15 protein-coding genes are annotated in these 19212 nt (G+C 69.9%); 9 read left to right on the top strand and 6 right to left on the bottom strand.

The features are described 5' to 3' along the window. Positions 1-14: 14 nt before the first annotated feature. A complete protein-coding gene (locus KUM44_RS04820; protein WP_217206482.1) occupies positions 15-2087 on the bottom strand; it encodes a PhoX family phosphatase in 2073 nt (690 codons plus the stop codon). Between the two features lie 276 nt (positions 2088-2363). Between KUM44_RS04820 and KUM44_RS04815 the strand changes: the two genes are divergently transcribed. The 6 genes from KUM44_RS04815 to KUM44_RS04790 all read left to right on the top strand — a co-directional run bounded on the left by KUM44_RS04815 (position 2364) and on the right by KUM44_RS04790 (position 8704). Beyond that, complete coding sequence (locus KUM44_RS04815) at positions 2364-3899, top strand: VWA domain-containing protein (RefSeq protein ID WP_217206481.1); 1536 nt, start codon at positions 2364-2366, stop codon at positions 3897-3899. A 152-nt stretch (positions 3900-4051) separates the two neighbouring features. After that, the gene (gene metG / locus KUM44_RS04810; RefSeq protein WP_217206480.1) at positions 4052-5767 is read left to right on the top strand and encodes a methionine--tRNA ligase; all 1716 of its coding nucleotides are present in this window, start codon (positions 4052-4054) and stop codon (positions 5765-5767) included. A 205-nt stretch (positions 5768-5972) separates the two neighbouring features. Further along, positions 5973-6548: a hypothetical protein gene (locus KUM44_RS04805; protein WP_217206479.1), complete on the top strand. Its 576-nt coding sequence runs from the start codon at positions 5973-5975 to the stop codon at positions 6546-6548. A 377-nt stretch (positions 6549-6925) separates the two neighbouring features. Next, positions 6926-7402 (top strand): hypothetical protein, encoded by a 477-nt coding sequence (locus KUM44_RS04800; RefSeq protein WP_217206478.1) that lies wholly within the window; start codon positions 6926-6928, stop codon positions 7400-7402. Positions 7403-7508: 106 nt separating this feature from the next. Then, the gene (locus KUM44_RS04795) at positions 7509-7874 is read left to right on the top strand and encodes a PH domain-containing protein (protein ID WP_217206477.1); all 366 of its coding nucleotides are present in this window, start codon (positions 7509-7511) and stop codon (positions 7872-7874) included. A gap of 131 nt (positions 7875-8005) precedes the next feature. After that, complete coding sequence (locus KUM44_RS04790; protein ID WP_217206475.1) at positions 8006-8704, top strand: nucleotidyl transferase AbiEii/AbiGii toxin family protein; 699 nt, start codon at positions 8006-8008, stop codon at positions 8702-8704. A gap of 112 nt (positions 8705-8816) precedes the next feature. On the opposite strand, the gene aspS is transcribed toward KUM44_RS04790, so the two are convergent. After that, a complete protein-coding gene (gene aspS / locus KUM44_RS04785; RefSeq protein ID WP_217206474.1) occupies positions 8817-10580 on the bottom strand; it encodes an aspartate--tRNA ligase in 1764 nt (587 codons plus the stop codon). Between the two features lie 171 nt (positions 10581-10751). Between aspS and KUM44_RS04780 the strand changes: the two genes are divergently transcribed. Continuing rightward, the gene (locus tag KUM44_RS04780) at positions 10752-12947 is read left to right on the top strand and encodes a SpoIIE family protein phosphatase (protein ID WP_217206473.1); all 2196 of its coding nucleotides are present in this window, start codon (positions 10752-10754) and stop codon (positions 12945-12947) included. On the opposite strand, the gene KUM44_RS04775 is transcribed toward KUM44_RS04780, so the two are convergent. The 3 genes from KUM44_RS04775 to KUM44_RS04765 all read right to left on the bottom strand — a co-directional run bounded on the left by KUM44_RS04775 (position 12854) and on the right by KUM44_RS04765 (position 16806). Beyond that, a complete protein-coding gene (locus tag KUM44_RS04775) occupies positions 12854-13975 on the bottom strand; it encodes an AI-2E family transporter (protein ID WP_217206472.1) in 1122 nt (373 codons plus the stop codon). The genes KUM44_RS04780 and KUM44_RS04775 overlap by 94 nt on opposite strands. A gap of 169 nt (positions 13976-14144) precedes the next feature. Continuing rightward, the gene (locus tag KUM44_RS04770) at positions 14145-15116 is read right to left on the bottom strand and encodes a pirin family protein (protein WP_217206471.1); all 972 of its coding nucleotides are present in this window, start codon (positions 15114-15116) and stop codon (positions 14145-14147) included. 190 nt (positions 15117-15306) lie between these two features. After that, positions 15307-16806: an MFS transporter gene (locus KUM44_RS04765; protein WP_217206470.1), complete on the bottom strand. Its 1500-nt coding sequence runs from the start codon at positions 16804-16806 to the stop codon at positions 15307-15309. 149 nt (positions 16807-16955) lie between these two features. On the opposite strand from KUM44_RS04765, the gene KUM44_RS04760 reads away from it, so the two are divergent. Further along, entirely contained in the window at positions 16956-17693 is a 738-nt protein-coding gene (locus tag KUM44_RS04760) for a TetR/AcrR family transcriptional regulator (RefSeq protein WP_217206469.1), read from the top strand. Positions 17694-17695: 2 nt separating this feature from the next. Here the strand turns inward: KUM44_RS04760 and KUM44_RS04755 are convergent, their stop codons facing one another. Beyond that, positions 17696-18169 carry an SseB family protein gene (locus tag KUM44_RS04755; RefSeq protein WP_217206467.1) on the bottom strand — a complete coding sequence of 158 codons (474 nt, stop codon included), beginning with the start codon at positions 18167-18169 and terminating at the stop codon, positions 17696-17698. A gap of 131 nt (positions 18170-18300) precedes the next feature. Between KUM44_RS04755 and KUM44_RS04750 the strand changes: the two genes are divergently transcribed. Then, positions 18301-19128: an intradiol ring-cleavage dioxygenase gene (locus tag KUM44_RS04750; protein WP_217206465.1), complete on the top strand. Its 828-nt coding sequence runs from the start codon at positions 18301-18303 to the stop codon at positions 19126-19128. Positions 19129-19212: the final 84 nt, after the last annotated feature.

Below are 19212 nucleotides of genomic sequence, written 5' to 3'. Positions count from 1 at the left end.
GGTGTCCGTGGGGGTCAGACGCCGATGTCGCAGCCGTCCTTGCGCCAGACCGCCACCACAGCCGGGCGGTTGATCTTTCCGGCGCCGTCGGGCCAGGCGCTCAGCGGCTTCTCGGCCGTCGCGCCGTCGATCTCGCCCGGGTGCTGCACGGCGACGAGCACACGCCGGTCCTGGATCACGGGGCCGCAGGTCTCCGCACCCTTCGGCACCGTGAGGAACTGCTTGAGCTCACCGCGCCGCTCCCCGCGCGTGGCGACGCCGAAGAGGCCGTCGTGGGAGCCGAGCTGGTTGCCGTCGGTGGAGATCCACAGGTTGCCGTACGAGTCGAAGGCGACGTTGTCCGGGCAGGAGATCGGGGAGACGTCTTCCTTCGGGAAACCGGCGAAGTAGGTGGCCGGGTCGTTCGGGTCTCCGGCGACCAGGAACAGCTTCCAGGCGAACTTCTCGCTGTCGGCGCAGTTCCAGCGCTCGGTCAGCTCCAGGACCTGGCCGTGCTTGTTGGTGTTGCGCGGGTTGGCCTCGTCGGCCGGGGCCTTGCCCGCGGCGCCGCGGTCCTTGTTGTTGGTGAGGGCGACGTACACCTTGCCGGTGTGCGGGTTCGGCTCGACGTCCTCGGGCCGGTCCATCTTCGTCGCGCCGACCTTGTCACCGGCCAGGCGCGTGAAGACGAAGACCTCCTCCGCCGTCATCCCCTCGACGTGCGAGACGGCACCCTGCGCCGTCGCCGTGGCCAGCGGAATCCACTCGCCGCTGCCGTCGAACTCGCCGTCGGCCGGGAGCTTGCCGGTGCCGTCGATCTCGATGGCGGGGGAGTCACCGGTGAGCTTGGCGACGTAGAGCGTCCCCTCGTCGAGCAGCGAGAGATTGTGCTCCCGCACGGCCCTCGAGTGGCCCTTCTTCATCCGCTTGCTGCCGACGAACTTGTAGAAGTAGTCGAACCGCTCGTCGTCACCGGAGTAGACGACCGGGCGACCGTCGTGCGTCAGCCGCACGGTCGCGCCCTCGTGCTTGAAGCGGCCGAGCGCGGTGTGCTTGCGCGGCTTGGAGGCGGGGTCGTACGGGTCGAGCTCGACGACGTACCCGAAGCGGTGCGGCTCGTTGGGCTCCTGCGCGACGTCGAACCGCTTGTCGAACCGCTCCCACTTGCGCTCGGAGGCACCCGTCCCGAGCCCGTACCGCTTGTCGGTGGCGCGGGTGGCGTTGGCGAAGTACTGGTTGAAGTTCTCCTCGCCGTGCAGCGTGGTGCCCCACGGGGTGACGCCGCCGGCGCAGTTGTTGAGCGTGCCGAGGACCTTGGTGCCGGTCGGGTCGGCGGAGGTCTTCAGCAGGTCGGACCCGGCGGCGGGCCCGGTGACCTTGAACTCGCTCGTGGCGGTGACGCGCCGGTTGAGCGGGTGCCGGGCGACGGGCGTCAGCTTCCCGGTCCGCCGGTCCCCCTCCACCACGACGGCGGAGAGCCCATGGGCGGCCCAGGCGACCTCGACCTGCTGCTTGGTCGGGTTGGCGTCGTCGTACCCGCGGAACATGAGCACTTCGTCGGTGTACTCGTGATTGGCGACGAGAATCTGCCGGTTCCGCTCACCCGGCAGCGGAAGCAGGGCGAGGAAGTCGTTGTTGTACCCGAACTGCTTGGCCTGGGCCTCGCCGGTCTGGTTCTCCGGGTCGAACGCGGGGGCACCCCGCAGGATGGGCTCGCCCCAGCGGATGACGATGTTCTGCGCGTAACCGTCCGGAATCGTCACGACATCGGCGGTGTTCGGCGCGACGGGGCTGAAGCGCAGACCGCGCGCGCCCCGGGAGGACCCGGTCTTTTCGGACACCCCGGCGGCCTCGGCGGCGTCCGCCTGTGGCGCGGCCACGGTGACCGTGCCGCTGACGGCGGCGGCCGCGGTGACGACGGCGGCGGCGCGCAGCGTGGTGCGGCGGCTGACGGCTTCGGCGATGACGTCACCGACGTACGGGTTCGTGGTGGTGTTGGGCACCTCGTGGAAACACGCGTCACCACACCGGAACCGGCAGGTCAGGGCGGCCCGCCCGCCGGGGTGCGAGTCGCTGTTCGTTCTGATGATCGGCAACGGTATGCGCATGATGTCTTGTTCTCCCCTTGGCTTCCCCTTGAGTGCGGCGTGGGGGACGCTAGGGGCACGTCTGTGCGGGAGCGGGGCGATCACATGAACTAAAGGTGAACCAGAGGTAGCGGTACCGAAGTTGAGCCCTCGGCCGGACTCGGCGCGATGCTCCCTTGACGTACGGGGGGCTTCAGTGCCAGCCCCTCCCCAAGATCACCATCTGGGGCCGCTAACCTTACGTGTCCGTCCTGGCCAGGGATCTACGGGCATCAACTCACGCGAAGGGTTGCGCACATGGGCATTCTCACTCTCCTGCGGAACGCGTTCGGCCGGTCACGCAAGGGGCGTACCGCCGAAGCAGAGGGTGCGACGACGCCTTCGCCGGAACCCCGGCCGACGGTCCCGTCCCCGACCCCGGAACCCCAGCCGACCCCGACGGCCCAGGTCCCGGAACCCCGAACCGCGGACCGCCCGACCCCGGAAACCACCGAGCCCCCCAAGGCCGCCGAGCCGCAGGCCAACCAGGCCGACCAGGACATCGAGGACGACGAAGAGCACGAGCTGGTCTCGGCCGCCTTCGACAACGTGACGGTCCCGAAGCCGACGGAGCCGGTGGAGCCGGTGGAGCCGGTGGCGGTGGAAGAGCCGGTGGCGGTGGAAGAGCCGGTGGTGGCGGAAGAGCCGGTGGCGGCTGAGGAGCCGCCCGCGGTGGAGCCGGTCGCGGTGGAGCCGGTCGCCGGGGAAACGATCACGGAGACGCCTGCCGTCGAGGAGTCGACGGTCGAAGAGCCGGTCGCCGAGGAGACGACGGTTGCCGAGGAGACGGCAGCTACGGAACCGGTTGCCGAGACGCCCGTCGCCGAAGAGCACGAGCCCGAGGCGGCCGCCGAGCCGGACCCCTCCGCGGCTGCCGACGAAGTCCCGGAGTCCGAGCCCGCGGCCGCCGACGGCGAGGACGCCCCACAGGGGCCACCCGCAGCCGACGACGAGACCCGCACGGGCGGTGCGGGCGGGAACACCGACGCCGAAGGCGAAGCCGAGGCCGAGCCGACAGCCGCCGACGGCGAGGACGCCCCACAGGGGCCACCCGCAGCCGACGACGAAAGCCGCACGGGCGGTGCGGGCGGGAACACCGACGCCGAAGGCGAAGCCGAGGCCGAGCCCGAGCCCGCGCCCGAGCCGGAGGCAAACGCCCCGCACCCCGAGCCGGAGGCCACCCCGGCCGCCGCCGCCCTCGCAAAGGCCGGCCTCACCACCGCCCGCGCCAAGGTCTACCTCGTCCTGGACCGCTCCGCGAGCATGCGCCCGTACTACAAGGACGGCTCCGCCCAGGCCCTCGCCGACCAGACCCTCGCCCTCGCCGAGCACCTGGACCCCGGCGCCCCGAACCACTCCCTCCACGTCGTCTTCTTCTCCACCGAGGTCGACGGCACCGCCGACCTCACCGCCACCTCCTCCGCCACCGCCGTCGACGACGCACACGCCGGCCTCGGCCGTATGGGCCGCACCAGCTACCACGCCGCCGTGGAAGCCGTCCTCGCCCACTACGACAAGAACGTCACCCCCGGCACCCCCGCCCTCGTCGTCTTCCAGACCGACGGCGCCCCCGACGCGAAGACCCCCGCCACCCAGTCCCTCACCAGCGCGGCGAAGTCCCACCCCACCGTCTTCTTCTCCTTCATCGCGTTCGGCGACCACGACAACAAGGCCTTCGACTACCTCCGCAAGCTGAAGACCGACAACACGGCCTTCTTCCACGCGGGCCCGACCCCCCTGGAGCTCACGGACGCGGAGCTCTACGACGGCGTACTGATCGACTGGCGCCCGTAACCCCGTAGATCACCACCGGTAGATCACCACCGAAGATCACCCCGGCCGCCCCTTCCCACCACACAAAACGGGAAGCGGGCGGCCCACCCATGTCGGATACGATTTCAAGGTTCGCAAAACCAGCAGCAGAACCGACCTGGGAGCAGCCCCCGATGGCTCGACACCTCATCACCAGCGCCCTTCCGTACATCAACGGAATCAAGCACCTGGGCAACATGGTGGGGTCCATGCTCCCGGCGGACGTGTACTCCCGGTACCTCCGCCAGCGCGGCCACGACGTCCTGTACATCTGCGCGACGGACGAGCACGGCACCCCCGCCGAGCTGGCGGCGAAGGAGCAGGGTCTCCCCGTAGACGCGTTCTGCGCACAGGCACACGACGCCCAGAAGGCGGTCTACGACGGCTTCGCGCTGGCCTTCGACTACTTCGGCCGGAGTTCCTCCCCCCAGAACGTCGAGATCACCCAGCACTTCGCCCGCAAGCTGCACGAGAACGGCTTCATCGAAGAGCGCGCCATCCGCCAGGTGTACTCGCCGACCGACGGCCGCTTCCTCCCGGACCGCTACGTCGAGGGCACCTGCCCCCACTGCGGCTACGACAAGGCCCGCGGCGACCAGTGCGAGAACTGCACCCGCGTACTCGACCCCACCGACCTGATCAACCCCCGCTCCGCGATCTCCGGCTCCACGGACCTGGAGGTCCGCGAGACCAAGCACCTCTTCCTCCTCCAGTCCAAGCTCCAGCGCGAGGTCATGGAGTGGGTCGCCCGCCACGACGGCGTCTGGCCGCACCTGGCCTCCTCCATCGCCCACAAGTGGCTGACCGAGGGCCTGCACGACCGTGCGATCACCCGTGACCTGGACTGGGGCGTCCCGGTCCCGGCGGACACGTGGCCGGAGCTGGCGGCCGAGGGCAAGGTCTTCTACGTCTGGTTCGACGCCCCGATCGAGTACCTCGGCTCGACGAAGGAATGGTCGGACCAGGACCCGGAGAACCGCGACTGGAAGTCGTGGTGGTACGACGTCGACACCGACGTCCGCTACACGCAGTTCATGGCGAAGGACAACGTCCCGTTCCACACGGTGATGTTCCCGGCCACCGAGCTCGGCATCCGCGAGCCCTGGAAGAAGGTCGACTTCGTCAAGGCCTTCAACTGGCTGACGTACTACGGCGGAAAGTTCTCCACCTCCCAGAAGCGCGGCGTCTTCACCGACCAGGCCCTGGAGATCCTCCCCGCCGACTACTGGCGCTACTTCCTGATCGCCAACGCCCCCGAGTCGGACGACTCGTCCTTCACCTGGGAGCACTTCACGGCCACGGTGAACAAGGACCTCGCCGACACCCTCGGCAACTTCGTCAACCGTGTCCTGTCCTTCTCCAAGAAGCGCTTCGGCGAGGAGGTCCCGGCGGGTGCCGAGGCCGGTGAGGCGGAGACGAAGCTCGGCGAGGAGATCGCGCGGCTGCTCGCGGAGTACGAGGAGCACATGGAGGCCCTCCAGTTCCGCAAGGCGGCCGCCGCCCTGCGCGCCCTGTGGTCCGCGGGCAACTCCTACCTGGAGGAGAAGGCCCCGTGGCTGGAGATCAAGACCGACAAGGACGCCGCGGCCCTCACCCTGCGTACGGCGATGAACCTGATCCACCTGTACGCGGTGGTCTCGCAACCCTTCATCCCGACGACGGCGAAGACGATGCGCGAGGCCTTCGCGCTGAAGGACGACACCGCCGCCTGGGTCACCGCCGACGAGGCCAAGTCCCTCGCCTCCGTCCCCGCCGGCACCCCTTTCACCGTCCCCCCGGTGCTCTTCGCCAAGCTCACGGACGAGGACCTGGCGGCGTACAAGGAGCGCTTCGGCGGCGAGGCGGCGTAATGCGATCCGGGGTCGCGACGCCCGCATCGCGGCTACCCTGAGGCGATCGGCCGGCTGGGAGGATCAGCCGGCCGGCGCGGATCGGGGGACCACTATGCGGTGGAGATGGTGGCGGTCGTCAGGTGGAGCGGCCACGGGCGAACCCAACGAGATCTCGTCGAGCGGCAGGGGGTCCATCGCGGCCGGAGGGGACATCCGAGTCGCGGTGACCGGTGACAACGTCACCGTTCACGTCCCGCCGACAGAGGCCCCACCCGCCGCCGGCACCGCCGACAGCCTCGCCGCCCAGCGCCAGGAACTCTACGTCGAGCTGGTCAAACAGGGTCATCGGCAGGCCGAAGCGACTTTCCGGCTCAGTGTGTTCTTCATGGCCGGCGGCGCGCTCATCGTGCTGGCCGGCGGCATCCTGGCACTGGTGCACGCCGGTAACCCGAACCTCGACTATCTGCCGCTGGTGACGAGCCTGACGGGCATCCTCATCACCTCGGGCGGCGGGATCCTCGCGCGTCACGCCCGGCACACGCGGGAGGACGCCAAGGAGATGGGCGTGCAGCTCAGCGAACAGATCCAGGAGGATCACAAGCTGGAGCGCGCCAGCGGGTTCATCGACCGCGTCGCCACGCAGGAGCAGAAGGACCTGCTCTACTCCCTCACCGCGATGCGGGCCCTGGGTATCGAACCCTCTCCCGAGATGCTGGTCGAACGGGTTCTTCCGCAACAGGACGGTGCCCGTCAACTTGACGCGGGCACCGGCGATTCGAACCGCCCGGGACAGGGTTGAGGATCAACTCCCCGACGCGTACGTCACGAAGTCCGACCATCTCGGGGGCGACACCCAGGCGGGGGCCCCGGGTGTTCTTGGAGTCGCGGACGTGGACGGTGCCCAGCCGCGATCTTGCAGACAAGGTCCTCCCCGTACCCAACGGCCTTGGCGAACTCGGGCACCCGCATCCGGTGAGGCTCGCGTTGCCGGCGAACAGGCCCGGGTGAGCGGGTTTCCCAGCTCCTTCGTGGTCGCGGAGATCGGAAAGGCTGCCGTGAATCTTTTGACTGAACGGTGGTCAAGTCGCGGACATCACGGGGATGTTGCCCATTGGGTTGGCATCGATCGCCCCCCACCGCCACCATGTCCCCCTTCACGACCGTATGGTTTCCGCCATGGCAGTCCCTGAGGTCATCCCGATCGCCTACGAGCCGCACGGCCGTACCGAGGCGATCGGCTGTTATGCAGACGGGCAGTTCATGGGGTCGGTCACCTACGCCTTCCCCAAGGGGTTCGACCTCGACACCGGCTGGGAAGAGCACAAACGTCTCTATTCGGTCCTGCACACCTTCGACTCCGAGGGCAGGTACCGAGAGTCGGAGATCTGGTGCGCCGGCACCTGGGCCGAGCAGCAGCGCGCCCCGCACGGCCCCGACTCGGTACTGGCCCGCGCCCGGGCCCACCTCGCGACCCGGCTGCGCAGCCTCCCCCGCCGTACGTACACGGACATCGCGATCCGCCCCTTCCAACTCACCGTCGACGGCGTGCTGTTCGGCCTGGTGACGGGGGAGGACGAGGGCGAGGCATGGGCCGAGCTCCATCCGGACAACCTGGGTTTCGGTGCGCCCTGGGACGGTTCGTACGACACCTGATCGTTTACGCCCCTATGCCTGGCCGCCCCCGGGCCGCTGTACATTGCGAAGATCACGCAAGGCCGTCGATCGGCCGCCAAAGGCCATCAAGTGGGGGGATCCATCCATGGCGCTCTTCGGAAACGCGCACACCGTCGACCCGGGTCAGGCGCAGCAGGACTTCGCCCGGCTGCTGGGTCACGGTGAGCAGGTGCACGCGGCGTATCTGCTGATACGGGACACCATCCTGTTCACCGACCGCCGTCTCATCCTGGTCGACAAGCAGGGCATCACCGGCAAGAAGGTGGAGTACCACTCCATCCCCTACCGCAGCATCACGCACTTCGCGGTGGAGACCGCCGGCACCTTCGACCTGGACGCCGAGCTGAAGATCTGGCTCTCGGGGTCGGCGACGCCGATCGAGAAGACGTTCACCAAGGGTGTGGACATCTACGAGGTGCAGGCGATTCTCACGCAGTTCGTGGCGAGGTAGGCGAGCGGCACGGTTTCCGGTCCGGACGGGTTGCCCCGACTGGCCCGGATCACATTCTTTGGCACGGCACCGCGTGTCGACGGCGGTCGATCCGGGCCGGCCGGGACGCGACCGCGATAATCGGGGCCACCATGCTGCCCCCGCCCCGCCACCTCCTGTCCGACGTCCTCACCGTCGGTGCCCGCTACCCGCTCGTCCTGGCCGGCGACTGCGCGGTACAGGCCCACCGTCTGCCCCCGGAGGCCACACGGGAGGCGCTGGTGACTGGCCCGCTGGAACTGGCGACCGAGAACCCCGAGCCCATGGACCAGATCGCGGCCATGGTCCGTCACGGCCTGACGGAACGCGGCTGGCGGGTACGTCCCCTGGAGACCGACCCGCTCTCCGCCCGCCTGCTCGTCACGGACCCCGACACGGGTACGGAACGTGCCGTCGACCTGCTGAAGGAGACCTTCTGGCGGCCCCCGGCGACGACCGGCCTCGGCCCGGCCCTCTCCCTGGAGGACCTCATCGGCACCAAGGTCCGCGCCGTGACCGACCGCGGCGCCGCACGCGACGTCGCCGACGTCTACCTGGCCGCGTCCCACTGGAGCTACCCCGACCTGGAGGAACTGGGCCGCCGCCACACCTGGGACGAGTTCGACCTGGGGGACCTCCAGTCCCGCCTGGAGGCCACGGAACTCCTCAACGACCGGGAGTTCCTGGCGGGCGGCCTGGCCGCGGAGTCGGTGCCCGGGCTCCGTCGGTGGGTCCGGACATGGGCGGACGACATCGCGGAACGGCTGCTGGAGGAGGAGGCGCTCAGGCCGCCGCCGGACGGGGAGACGTGACGGCGCCTGTCAGGAGCACGGGTCAGGGCTGGGCACGAGCCCTGCACGAGCGCCGTAAACGTAAGTGGCTCGGAACCGACGCCGGTTCCGAGCCACCTACGGCTGCAAAGACCTACTTGGGCTGCGGCTTGCGCACCGACAGGTGCAGCTCCTTCAGCCGCGCCTCCTCCAGCTCCGTCGGCGCGCCCATCATCAGGTCCTGGGCGTTGCCGTTGAGCGGGAAGGCGATGGTCTCGCGGATGTTCGGCTCGTCGGCGAGGAGCATGACGATACGGTCCACGCCGGGGGCGATGCCGCCGTGCGGCGGGGCGCCGAAGCGGAAGGCTCGCAGCATGCCGGCGAACTTGTCCTCGACGGTCTCGCGGTCGTAGCCCGCGATCTCGAAGGCCTTGAGCATGATCTCGGGCTCGTGGTTCCGGATCGCGCCGGAGGACAGCTCGACGCCGTTGCAGACGATGTCGTACTGCCAGCCCAGGATGTCCAGCGGGTCCTGGGTCTCCAGGGCCTCCAGGCCGCCCTGCGGCATGGAGAAGGGGTTGTGCGAGAAGTCGATCGCGCCGGTGTCCTCGTCCTTCTCGTACATCGGGAAGTCGACGATCCAGCAGAACCGGAAGACGCCCTCCTCGAAGTGCCCGGCACGCTTGGCGGCCTCGACCCGCACCGCGCCCATGATCTTCGAGACCTCGTCGAACTCGCCCGCGCCGAAGAACACGGCGTGACCGGCGGCCAGGGACAGGCGCTTGGTCAGCTCGGCGACGTTCTCCTCGGTGAGGAACTTCGCGATCGGACCGGACAGCGAGCCGTCCTCGGCCACCCGCACCCACGCCAGGCCCTTCGCGCCCTGGGAAACCGCGAAGTCCCCGAGCTGGTCGAAGAACTTCCGGGGCTGCGAGGAGACGTCCGGCACCGGCAGGGCGCGCACGTGCTTGCCGGCGAAGGCCTTGAACTCCGAGCCCTCGAAGATGTCGGTGATGTCGACGAGCTCCAGCTGGGCGCGCAGGTCCGGCTTGTCGGAGCCGTACTTCAGCATCGCCTCGCGGAACGGGATCCGCGGGAACGGCGACGTGACGTGGCGGCCGCCCCCGAACTCCTCGAAGAGCTCGGTCATCAGCTTCTCGACGGGCTGGAAGACGTCCTCCTGCTCGACGAAGCTCATCTCGATGTCGAGCTGGTAGAACTCGCCCGGCGAGCGGTCCGCACGCGCGTCCTCGTCGCGGAAGCAGGGCGCGATCTGGAAGTAGCGGTCGAAGCCGGAGATCATCAGCAGCTGCTTGAACTGCTGCGGGGCCTGCGGCAGGGCGTAGAACCTGCCCGGGTTCAGACGGGAGGGGACGACGAAGTCACGGGCGCCCTCGGGGGAGGTCGCGGACAGGATCGGCGTCGCCATCTCGTTGAAGCCCAGCGCCGTCATCTTGTGGCGGATCGCCGAGATGACCGACGTCCGCAGCAGGATGTTCTTGTGCATGCGCTCGCGGCGCAGGTCCAGGAAGCGGTACTCCAGGCGCCGCTCCTCGTTGACCCCGTCCTCGGTGTTGATCGTGAACGGCAGCGGGGCGGCCGCACCGAGCAGCTCGACCTCGCCGACCTCGACCTCGACCTCGCCGGTGGGCAGCTCGGGGTTGATGTTCTCGGCGCCACGGGAGACGACCTTGCCGTCGACGCGGACGGTCGACTCCTTGGTCAGCTTGTCGAGGGCCTCGTACGCGGGCGTGCCGGGACGGGCGACGAGCTGCGTGATGCCGTAGTGGTCGCGCAGATCGATGAAGAGGATGCCGCCCAGGTCGCGCCGATTGTGCAGCCAGCCACTCAGTCGGACGTCGGTGCCGACGTCAGAGGAGCGGAGCTCGCCGCAGGTGTGGGACCTGTACCGATGCATCGTCGTTCATCCAGTCTTCGCGGATCGGGGGGCCTGTTTCACGTGAAACTTTCCGTGAAACCTCACCCAAGCCTACCGGGGACCCCAAGATCGGCTCCCCACCATTACTGACCAGATGCCCTGTACAGCTTCGGTGGCAGGGTGCGATCACATCTTCCTAAAGTGGAGCGCATGCACACTGGTGAGCCCCTGCCCGCCGTGGGGGAGGTTCTCGCCGCCCTCGCTACCGGACTGTGGCACTGGAACACCGCCACGGGACTCGTCACGGTCGACTCGGAGGCGGCACGGCTGCTCGGGCTGCCCGCCGAGCAGGCCACTCTCAGCCAGGCCCAGGTGCGCTCCCGCCTGCACCCGGTGGACTGGAACGAGATCAGCGGGGTCATCCAGCTGGCCGTCGCCGAGGGCTCGCTCGGCGAGGTACGGGTGCGGATCATGGACGAGCGGGGCCGGGTCATCCGGGTCGGCCGCAGCCGCTTCCACGCCTCCTTCGACCGCGAGAAACGGTCGTACGAGGTGACCGGCTCCCTCCAGGAGGTCACCGAGCCGGTGCCGGGCACCTCTGCCGGGCGTACGGCGGTCACCGGTGACTGGCGGCGCTCGCGGGAGGCGTTCCTGCTGGACGCGGGCCGGGCGCTGGCCGAGGCGCGGTCGACGGAGGAGGTGCTGAGGGTCGCGGCGGGTCTGTCGATGCCGGGCTTCTCACCGGACGGCCTGGCCGTCTTCGGGGTGACGGGCGACCGCCTGACGATCATCGGCCACCACGGCCACCAGCCCGGCGACGAGGGCCCCTTCTCCCACATGGCTCTGGACACCGACTACCCGGCCGCCGAGGTGGTCCGCACCGGTCGTGCCGTCTACCTGTCCACGCCCGAGCAGTACAAGGACCGCTACCCGGTCACCTGGCCGCTCGCCGCGCCCTTCGACCGGCAGTCCTGGGCGTTTCTGCCGCTGACCGTGGCCGGCCGCACCATGGGCGCCTGGATGGCGGCGTTCACCTATCCGGTGGCGTTCACGCCCGACGAACGGTCCGTGCTGACGACGGTGGCCCGCATGCTCGCCCAGGCCCTGTCGCGCGCCGAGGCCGCCGAGTCCGCGCGGGAGCTCACGGACGGCCTCCAGCGCTCGATGCTGCCGCAGCTCGGCCCCGAGATACCGGGCATGAGCGTCGCCGCACGCTATGTGCCGACCGGGGGCGGGCTCCAGGTCGGCGGCGACTGGTACGACATGATCCCGCTGCCCAACGGCCGGTTCGCCCTGGTCATCGGTGACGTCCAGGGCCATGACGTACGGGCGGCGGGCCTGATGGGCCAGCTCCGGATCGCGCTGCGGGCCTACGCCTCCGAGGGCCACCGCCCCGACGCCGTGCTCTCCCGCGCCTCCCGCTTTCTGCACGGCATGACGTTCGGCTCCCTCGACGAGGACCCGTCCGAACTGCGCTTCGCGACCTGCCTGTACGTCGAGGTCGACCCCACGACCGGCCTGCTGGACATCGCCCGCGCCGGTCACCCGGACCCGGCGATCCGCATGAGCGACGGCACGGTGCTGGCCCGCCCCACGGCCGGCGGCCTCCCGCTCGGCATCGACCCGGACGCCGACTACCCGACGACGAGGATCACCCTGGAACCCGGCGAGACCATGCTGATCTGCACGGACGGCCTGATCGAGACCGGCGGCCATGACCTGGAGACCGGCTGGAAGCGCATCCGCGCCATCCTGGAGGACCACGACGGCGACCTGGAGGCCCTCGCCGACGCCCTCGTCCAGGCCGTCCACGGCCCGTCCTCCCACCACTCCACCGGCCCGCTCGCCGACCGGCGCGAGGACGACATCGCGGTGCTGCTGCTGTGCCGGGAGGGGGAGGGCTGCGGCTGCGGTGACACGGTGGCCGTCCGGCCCACGATCCGGCGCACCATGCTCACCGTCGCGCAGGACGAGCCGGAGCGGGTCGCGGTGGCCCGTCAGCAACTGCGGGAGCTGCTGCACGACTGGACCTCCGAGGACCAGGTGGACTCGGCGGTCCTGCTCCTGTCCGAGATGCTCACCAACGTCCTCGTCCACACCGACGCCGACGCCCTGCTCCTCGCCGAGGTACGGGGCGCCTCCGGGGACCGCCGGATACGCGTCGAGGTCACGGACACCAGCGACGACCTGCCCCACAAGCGCCGCCCCGGGGAACTGGCGTCCTCCGGCCGGGGCCTGATCCTGATCGAGATGCTGGCTCAGGCGTGGGGCGTGGATCCGCGGGGCGAGGGGAAGAGCATCTGGTTCGAGCTCTACGAGGCGGAGGGCGCCGTGGGGGGCGTGGGTGAGGAGGGTCCGGACGGCTCGGACGGCGCCGGGGGTTCGGGGCGCTCCGGGGTGGCGTAGCGCTCCCTGAGTTCGTTGACGACGCCGAAGACGGCGGCGGTCAGGGGTACGGCGAGCAGCATGCCGAGGACGCCGGCCACGGAGGCTCCCGCGGTGATCGCCACCATGACGACGGCGGGGTGCATCTGCACGGTCCGGCTCTGGATCATGGGCGTCAGGACATGCCCCTCGAGGATCTGCACGGCGAGCACGATGGCAAGCACCCACAGCGCGATGACGAACCCCCGGTCGGCGAGCGCGACCAGCACCGCGACGGCACCCGAGATGAAGGCGCCGAGGTAGGGGATGTACGCCCCGACGAAGACGAGCGCGCCGAGCCCGACCGCGCCCGGCACGTCGAGGAAGACCAGTCCGACGGTGATGCAGAGGGCGTCGATGAGGGCGACGACGGTGGTCCCCCGCATGAACCCCTCCACAGCCAGGAACGCCCGCCGCGCGATGGCCTCCGCGACGTCCCCGGACCGGCCCGGGACGACGGCCCGCAGGGCACCGGCGGCCCGGTCGGAGTCCCGCAGGAAGAAGAAGACCAGCAGCAGCGCGAGTACGGCCATGGCGATGGTCTCGGCCACGACGCTGACCCCGCTGAGGACGCCGGAGGCGGCCGTGCCGCCGAACTTGGTGAGCAGTTCCCGGGCGTTGGAGGCGACGTCGTCCAGCGAGGTGCCGGCCGCCCCGAAGTGGTCGGCGAGATCCTGGGCCGCCTGCTTGAGCGCGGCGACGATCTGGTCGCCGGTGTCGACGATCGCGGCGACGACGATGTACACCGCCCCGCCGACCACAGCCACGACGGCGACGCAGGTGAGCCCCGCGGCGACGGACCGGTTCACCTTGGCCCGCACCAGCCGTCGGTGCAACGGCCTCAGTAGTGCCGTCCCGAGCAGCGCGAGCAGCACGGGCACGACCGCCGTACGGAACTCGTCGGCCAGCCGGATCCCGACGTAGACCACCCCGGCGACGAGCAACACGACGGCACACCAGGCGGCGAGCCGCCGGACGGGGTCGGGGAGCAGCGGGGTGGGGGCCTGCACGGTTCCAGCGGATCACGGACGGGGCGGGCCTGTCGTGTGCGGGCGGACCGGGCGGGTGACGGGCGGCGAAAGGCCCGGGGCCGCATCTCGAGGCCTTCCGTCCGTTCCAGCGCTCGTCGCAACACCCCGGTTCAGACCGGGCTCGTCCCCATCCGGCCCCGGCGAACCCCTACATTCCGCCCTCAGACATCCCGTGCACCGCCGGGATCGTGCCCAGCCGCCCCTTCTGGAAGTCCTCGAACGCCTGCTGAAGCTCTTCCCTGGTGTTCATGACGAACGGGCCGTAGTGAGCCATCGGCTCACGGATCGGCTGCCCGCCCAGAAGCACGACCTCCAGGTCCGGCGTGTGGGAGTCCTGCTTCTCGTCGGCGCGGACGGTCAGGGAACCGCCCTCACCGAACACCGCCGTCTGGCCCAGGTGGATCGGACGGCGCTCGGCACCGACCGAGCCCTTGCCCGCCAGCACGTACGCCAGCCCGTTGAAGTCCTCCCGCCACGGCAGCGTGACCTCCGCACCCGGCGCCACCGTCGCGTGGATCATCGTGATCGGCGTGTGCGTGATGCCAGGACCGGCGTGCCCGTCCAGCTCACCGGCGATGACGCGCAGGAGCGCGCCGCCGTCTGGGGTCGTGAGCAGCTGCACGTTGCCGCCGCGGATGTCCTGGTAGCGCGGCGCCATCATCTTGTCCTTGGCCGGCAGGTTCACCCACAGCTGCAAGCCGTGGAACAGACCGCCGGACACGACCAGCGACTCCGGCGGCGCCTCGATGTGCAACAGGCCCGAGCCGGCCGTCATCCACTGGGTGTCGCCGTTGGTGATGGTGCCGCCGCCGCCCTGGCTGTCCTGGTGGTCGAAGATCCCGTCGATGATGTAGGTGACGGTCTCGAAGCCGCGGTGCGGATGCCAGGGGGTGCCCTTGGGCTCGCCCGGCGCGTACTCCACCTCGCCCATCTGGTCCATCATGATGAACGGGTCCAGATGGCGGTAGTTGATCCCGGCGAACGCACGGCGCACCGGGAAGCCCTCACCCTCGAAACCGCTCGGCGCGGTCGTGACGGCGAGCACGGGACGGGCCACTGCCTCCGCGGGCGCGGCGACACGGGGCAGCGTCAGCGGGTTCTCGACGGTCACTGCAGGCATGTCGGTACCTCCTTGTGCGGCCAGTTTAGTTGAGCATTGAACTTTCTGCCACCCTCAACCGGAAAAGCCCACAGGGCATTCCCTCCGGGCACAGCCGAAGGCCGGCACCGCGGTGGGCGCCGGCCTTTGTCACGAGGACCCGGTGTTTCGGGAGCGGCTCAGTGTGCCAGGAAGATCCTGGCCACGGGGGTCAGACGGCGAGTTCGTGCTGCTCCTCGGGATTGCGGGCCGCCTCTGCCGGCTTGCGCCGGTCGTCCCGCATGACCAGCGTCGCCAGCAGCGCCGCCACCGCGACTCCGATCGCGCTGACCGTGAAGGTGGTGGACATCGAGGCGGTGAAGGCCTCGCGGGCGGCGGCGATCAGACCGGCGTCGCCACCGGCCACCGCACCGGCGATCGAGTGCCTCGCCGCCTCCGGCGTCCCCTCGGGCATCCGGTCGGCGAAGCCGCTCGACAGCAGCGAGCCGAGGATCGCGATGCCCAGCGCGGTGCCGGTCTGCTGGACGGTGTCGTTCAGGGCCGAGCCGACGCCCGCCTTGTCCTCGGGGATGGTGCCCATCAGCGCGCCGACCGCGGCCGGCATCGCCAGACCCGCGCCGAGGCCGAGGAGACCGAGCGCGACCGCCGGGACCGTGAAGCCGGAGCCGGCCGAGACCGTGGTCAGCAGGGCGAAGCAGGCCACCATCACCAGCATCCCCGCGAGGATCACCCACCGGTTGCCGTACCTGGCGGCGAGCTTGACGCCCACGCCGTTGCCGACCAGCGCCGCGATCGCCAGCGGCAGGAAGGCGAGGCCCGCCTTGAGGGGCGAGTAGCCGAGCACGAACTGCAGGTACTGGGTGAGGACCAGCAGCAGACCGCCGTTTCCGATCTGGACCAGGGCCAGGGACAGCGAACCGCCGCTGAAGTTGCGGTGCTTGAAGAGCACGAGCGGGACCATGGGGGACTTGGTGATGTTCTCCCAGACCACGAAGCCGGCCAGGGAGGCGAGCGCCACGGGCAGGGCAGGCGTCCACACCCCGTGCTGCGGGAGCTCGATGATCCACCACACCAGGGCCGTCATCCCGGCCGCCGACAGCACCGCGCCCAGCGGGTCGGCCTTCTGCCAGGGCGCCTTGGACTCCGGCATCAGCGTCAGACCGGCGACGACGGCGAGCGCCACGATCGGCACGTTGACGAAGAAGATCGACTGCCAGGAGAAGTGCTCGATCAGGACACCGCCGAGCACCGGGCTGCCGACCAGGCCGAGCATCGACACCGAGCTCCAGGCGGCCATGGCCTTGCCACGCTCCTCCTCGTCGAAGACGGTGATGAGGATGGACAGGGTGGACGGCATGATCAGGGCGCCGCCGACACCCATCGCGACGCGTACGGCGATGACCTCACCGGGGTTCGCGCACCAGGCCGCCGCCAGCGAGGCCGCCCCGAAGAGCAGCAGCCCGATCAGCATCACCTTCCGGCGGCCGAACCGGTCGCCCAGGCTGCCGGAGGTCAGCAGCAGGCCGGCGAAGACCAGGATGTAGGAGTCCAGGATCCACTGGGTCTGCTGGGCGCTCGCCCCGATGTCCCCGGTCATCACGGGCACCGCGACGGTCAGCGCCATGCTGTCGACGACCAGCACCAGTGTGCTCAGGCAGAGCACGATCAGGATCCACCAGCGGCGTGGATCACGCGTTCCCTTGACGTCCATGACGTTCCCCTCCCGAGTTCGTGAACACCGTTCCTTCGATGCGAACACTGTACGCACAGCGGAACAACGTTCGCAAGTCTTGATTCCTGTACGCTACTTGCGAACGACGTACGCAGAGAGTCGGACCTCAAGAAGCACGAGGGAGCACGATGGCCGCCAAGACCACGAAGCCGAGCCCGATCCCCTCCGTCTGGGCCCGCCCCCGGCCCGAGCCCGACCAGCCCACGCTGAACCGCGCCACGATCGTGCGCGAGGCGATCGTGATGCTGGACGCCCAGGGCGTGGAGGCACTGAGCATGCGCAAGCTCGCCACCCGGCTGAACGCCGGCGCCGCCTCCCTCTACCGGCACGTCGCCACCAAGGACGAGCTGATGGAGCTGGCCGTCGACGAGGTCGCCGCCGAGATCCACGTACCGCCGGCCGACGGCTCCGACTGGCGCGCGGCCGTCAGCGAGTCCGCGCACTCCTTCCGTACGACGGCGCTACGGCACCCCTGGCTGTCCTCGCAGCTCGGCCAGGCGGGGCTCGCCTACCTGGGCCCCAATCTCATGACCTACTCCGAGCGGCTGGCCGCCCTGTTCACGACGGCCGGATTCCCGGATCCCAACGGCGCGATCGACGCCGTTCTGTCGTACGTGATCGGGATGAGCACCACCGAGGCCGCCTGGCTCACCACGGTCGCCCGCTCCGGCGAGACGGAAGCCGGCTTCATCGCGCGGCTGATGCCCGCCGCGCAGCAGGCCGCCGCGGGCCACGAGCATCTCGCGCAGGGCTACGCCGGCACACAGCAGACGGCCACCACGGACCCGGCCGCCCTGCGGGACGCCAAGTTCGCCGCGGCCCTGGACATCGTCCTCGACGGACTGGCGCTACGGCTGGCGCGCTGAGGTCAGCCGTACATCCGGCGCATCGCGAACTCGACCATCTGCTCCACGGCCTTCGCGTCGAAGACCATGCGGTGTTCGCCCTCCATGTCGAGGACGAAGCCGTAGCCGGTGGGGAGGAGGTCGATCACCTCGGCGCCGGTGATGACGAAGTACTTGGACTCCTTGCCCGCGTACCGGCGCAGCTCCTTCAGCGAGGTGAACATCGGGATCACCGGCTGCTGGGTGTTGTGCAGGGCGAGGAACCCCGGGTTGTCGCCGCGCGGGCAGTAGACCTTCGACGTCGCGAAGACCTGCTGGAAGTCCTCCGCGGACATCTGCCCCGTGGTGAACGCCCGCACCGCGTCCGCGAGCGAGGGCGGGGACGGCTCGGGGTAGAGCGGCGGCTGCTGGCCGTATCCGCCGACTCCGCCGGCCATGGGCTGCTGCGGCGGGGCGTACTGCTGCTGTGCACCGACGTTCTGGTCGTAGCCGTACATGGGCGCAAGCGTACCGAGATCGGGGAGGACGGCGGGCGGCTACGGGGACGACGGCAAACCGACAGTGACCTGACAGCGACTCGACAGTCCACGCGCTGGTTTCCCACAGCTGCCGCTCCTAGCGTCTTTCCATGCGCCGAGACCACGCCGAAGAAGTCCACGAACACGACCGCGGCCTCTCCCACGACCTGCCGGTCCTCGCCCGCCGCCGCATGATCCGGCTGGTGGCGGGGGCGGGACTGATCCCGCTGGTGGGGTGCAGCTCGCAGGACGAGACCGCGGCCGCCCCCTCCTCCAAGGGTTCCGGGAGCGCCTCGCCGTCCGCCGGGTGCGCCACCATCCCGGACGAGACCGCGGGGCCCTTCCCCGGCGACGGCTCCAACGGTGTGAACGTCCTCAAGGAGAGCGGCGTCGTCCGCAGCGACATCACCCAGAGCTTCGGCGACTCCGCGGGCGGCACCGCCGAGGGCGTGCCCCTGACCCTCACGCTCACGGTCGTGGACGCCGCCTCCGGCTGCGGGACGCCGAAGAAGGGCGCCGCCGTCTACCTCTGGCACTGCGACCGGGAGGGCAATTACTCCCTGTACTCGGACGGCGTCACGGACGAGAACTACCTGCGCGGCGTCCAGGAGACCGACGACAAGGGACAGGTGACCTTCAGGAGCGTCTTCCCGGGCTGCTACGCGGGCCGCTGGCCGCACATCCACTTCGAGGTGTACGGCGGCCTGGCCGACGCCACGGCCGCCACCTCCATCACCAGCACCTCACAGCTCGCCTTCCCGAAGGACGTCTGCGACACGGTGTACGCCTCGGACGGCTACGAGGCGAGCGTGCGCAATCTGAGCGGCCTCTCCCTGGAGACCGACGGCATCTTCAGCGACGGATACGACCGGCAGCTGGCCGCGATGGAGGGGAGCGTGGCGCGGGGATACACGGCGACGCTGACGGTTCCGGTGTGACCTGTCACAGATTGCGGATCGGGGTTGCATCTTATTACTGGCGGGTAGCATCATCGTAGCTACTTGTTGGTACGTGAACTAGCG

The organism is Streptomyces sp. AC550_RSS872, from assembly GCF_019049285.1.
GTDB lineage: Bacteria > Actinomycetota > Actinomycetes > Streptomycetales > Streptomycetaceae > Streptomyces.
Note: the sequence above shows the minus strand (reverse complement) of the source record. Positions and strands in the feature narration are given on the sequence as shown.

Bases quoted from the DNA above. Each gene is read 5' to 3' on its own strand.
- KUM44_RS04820 (WP_217206482.1), bottom strand. From the start codon at position 2,087: ATGCGCATACCGTTGCCGATCATCAGAACGAACAGCGACTCGCACCCC.
- KUM44_RS04815 (WP_217206481.1), top strand. From the start codon at position 2,364: ATGGGCATTCTCACTCTCCTGCGGAACGCGTTCGGCCGGTCACGCAAG.
- metG (WP_217206480.1), top strand. From the start codon at position 4,052: ATGGCTCGACACCTCATCACCAGCGCCCTTCCGTACATCAACGGAATC.
- KUM44_RS04800 (WP_217206478.1), top strand. From the start codon at position 6,926: ATGGCAGTCCCTGAGGTCATCCCGATCGCCTACGAGCCGCACGGCCGT.
- KUM44_RS04795 (WP_217206477.1), top strand. From the start codon at position 7,509: ATGGCGCTCTTCGGAAACGCGCACACCGTCGACCCGGGTCAGGCGCAG.
- KUM44_RS04790 (WP_217206475.1), top strand. From the start codon at position 8,006: ATGCTGCCCCCGCCCCGCCACCTCCTGTCCGACGTCCTCACCGTCGGT.
- aspS (WP_217206474.1), bottom strand. From the start codon at position 10,580: ATGCATCGGTACAGGTCCCACACCTGCGGCGAGCTCCGCTCCTCTGAC.
- KUM44_RS04780 (WP_217206473.1), top strand. From the start codon at position 10,752: ATGCACACTGGTGAGCCCCTGCCCGCCGTGGGGGAGGTTCTCGCCGCC.
- KUM44_RS04770 (WP_217206471.1), bottom strand. From the start codon at position 15,116: ATGCCTGCAGTGACCGTCGAGAACCCGCTGACGCTGCCCCGTGTCGCC.
- KUM44_RS04765 (WP_217206470.1), bottom strand. From the start codon at position 16,806: ATGGACGTCAAGGGAACGCGTGATCCACGCCGCTGGTGGATCCTGATC.
- KUM44_RS04760 (WP_217206469.1), top strand. From the start codon at position 16,956: ATGGCCGCCAAGACCACGAAGCCGAGCCCGATCCCCTCCGTCTGGGCC.
- KUM44_RS04755 (WP_217206467.1), bottom strand. From the start codon at position 18,169: ATGTACGGCTACGACCAGAACGTCGGTGCACAGCAGCAGTACGCCCCG.
- KUM44_RS04750 (WP_217206465.1), top strand. From the start codon at position 18,301: ATGCGCCGAGACCACGCCGAAGAAGTCCACGAACACGACCGCGGCCTC.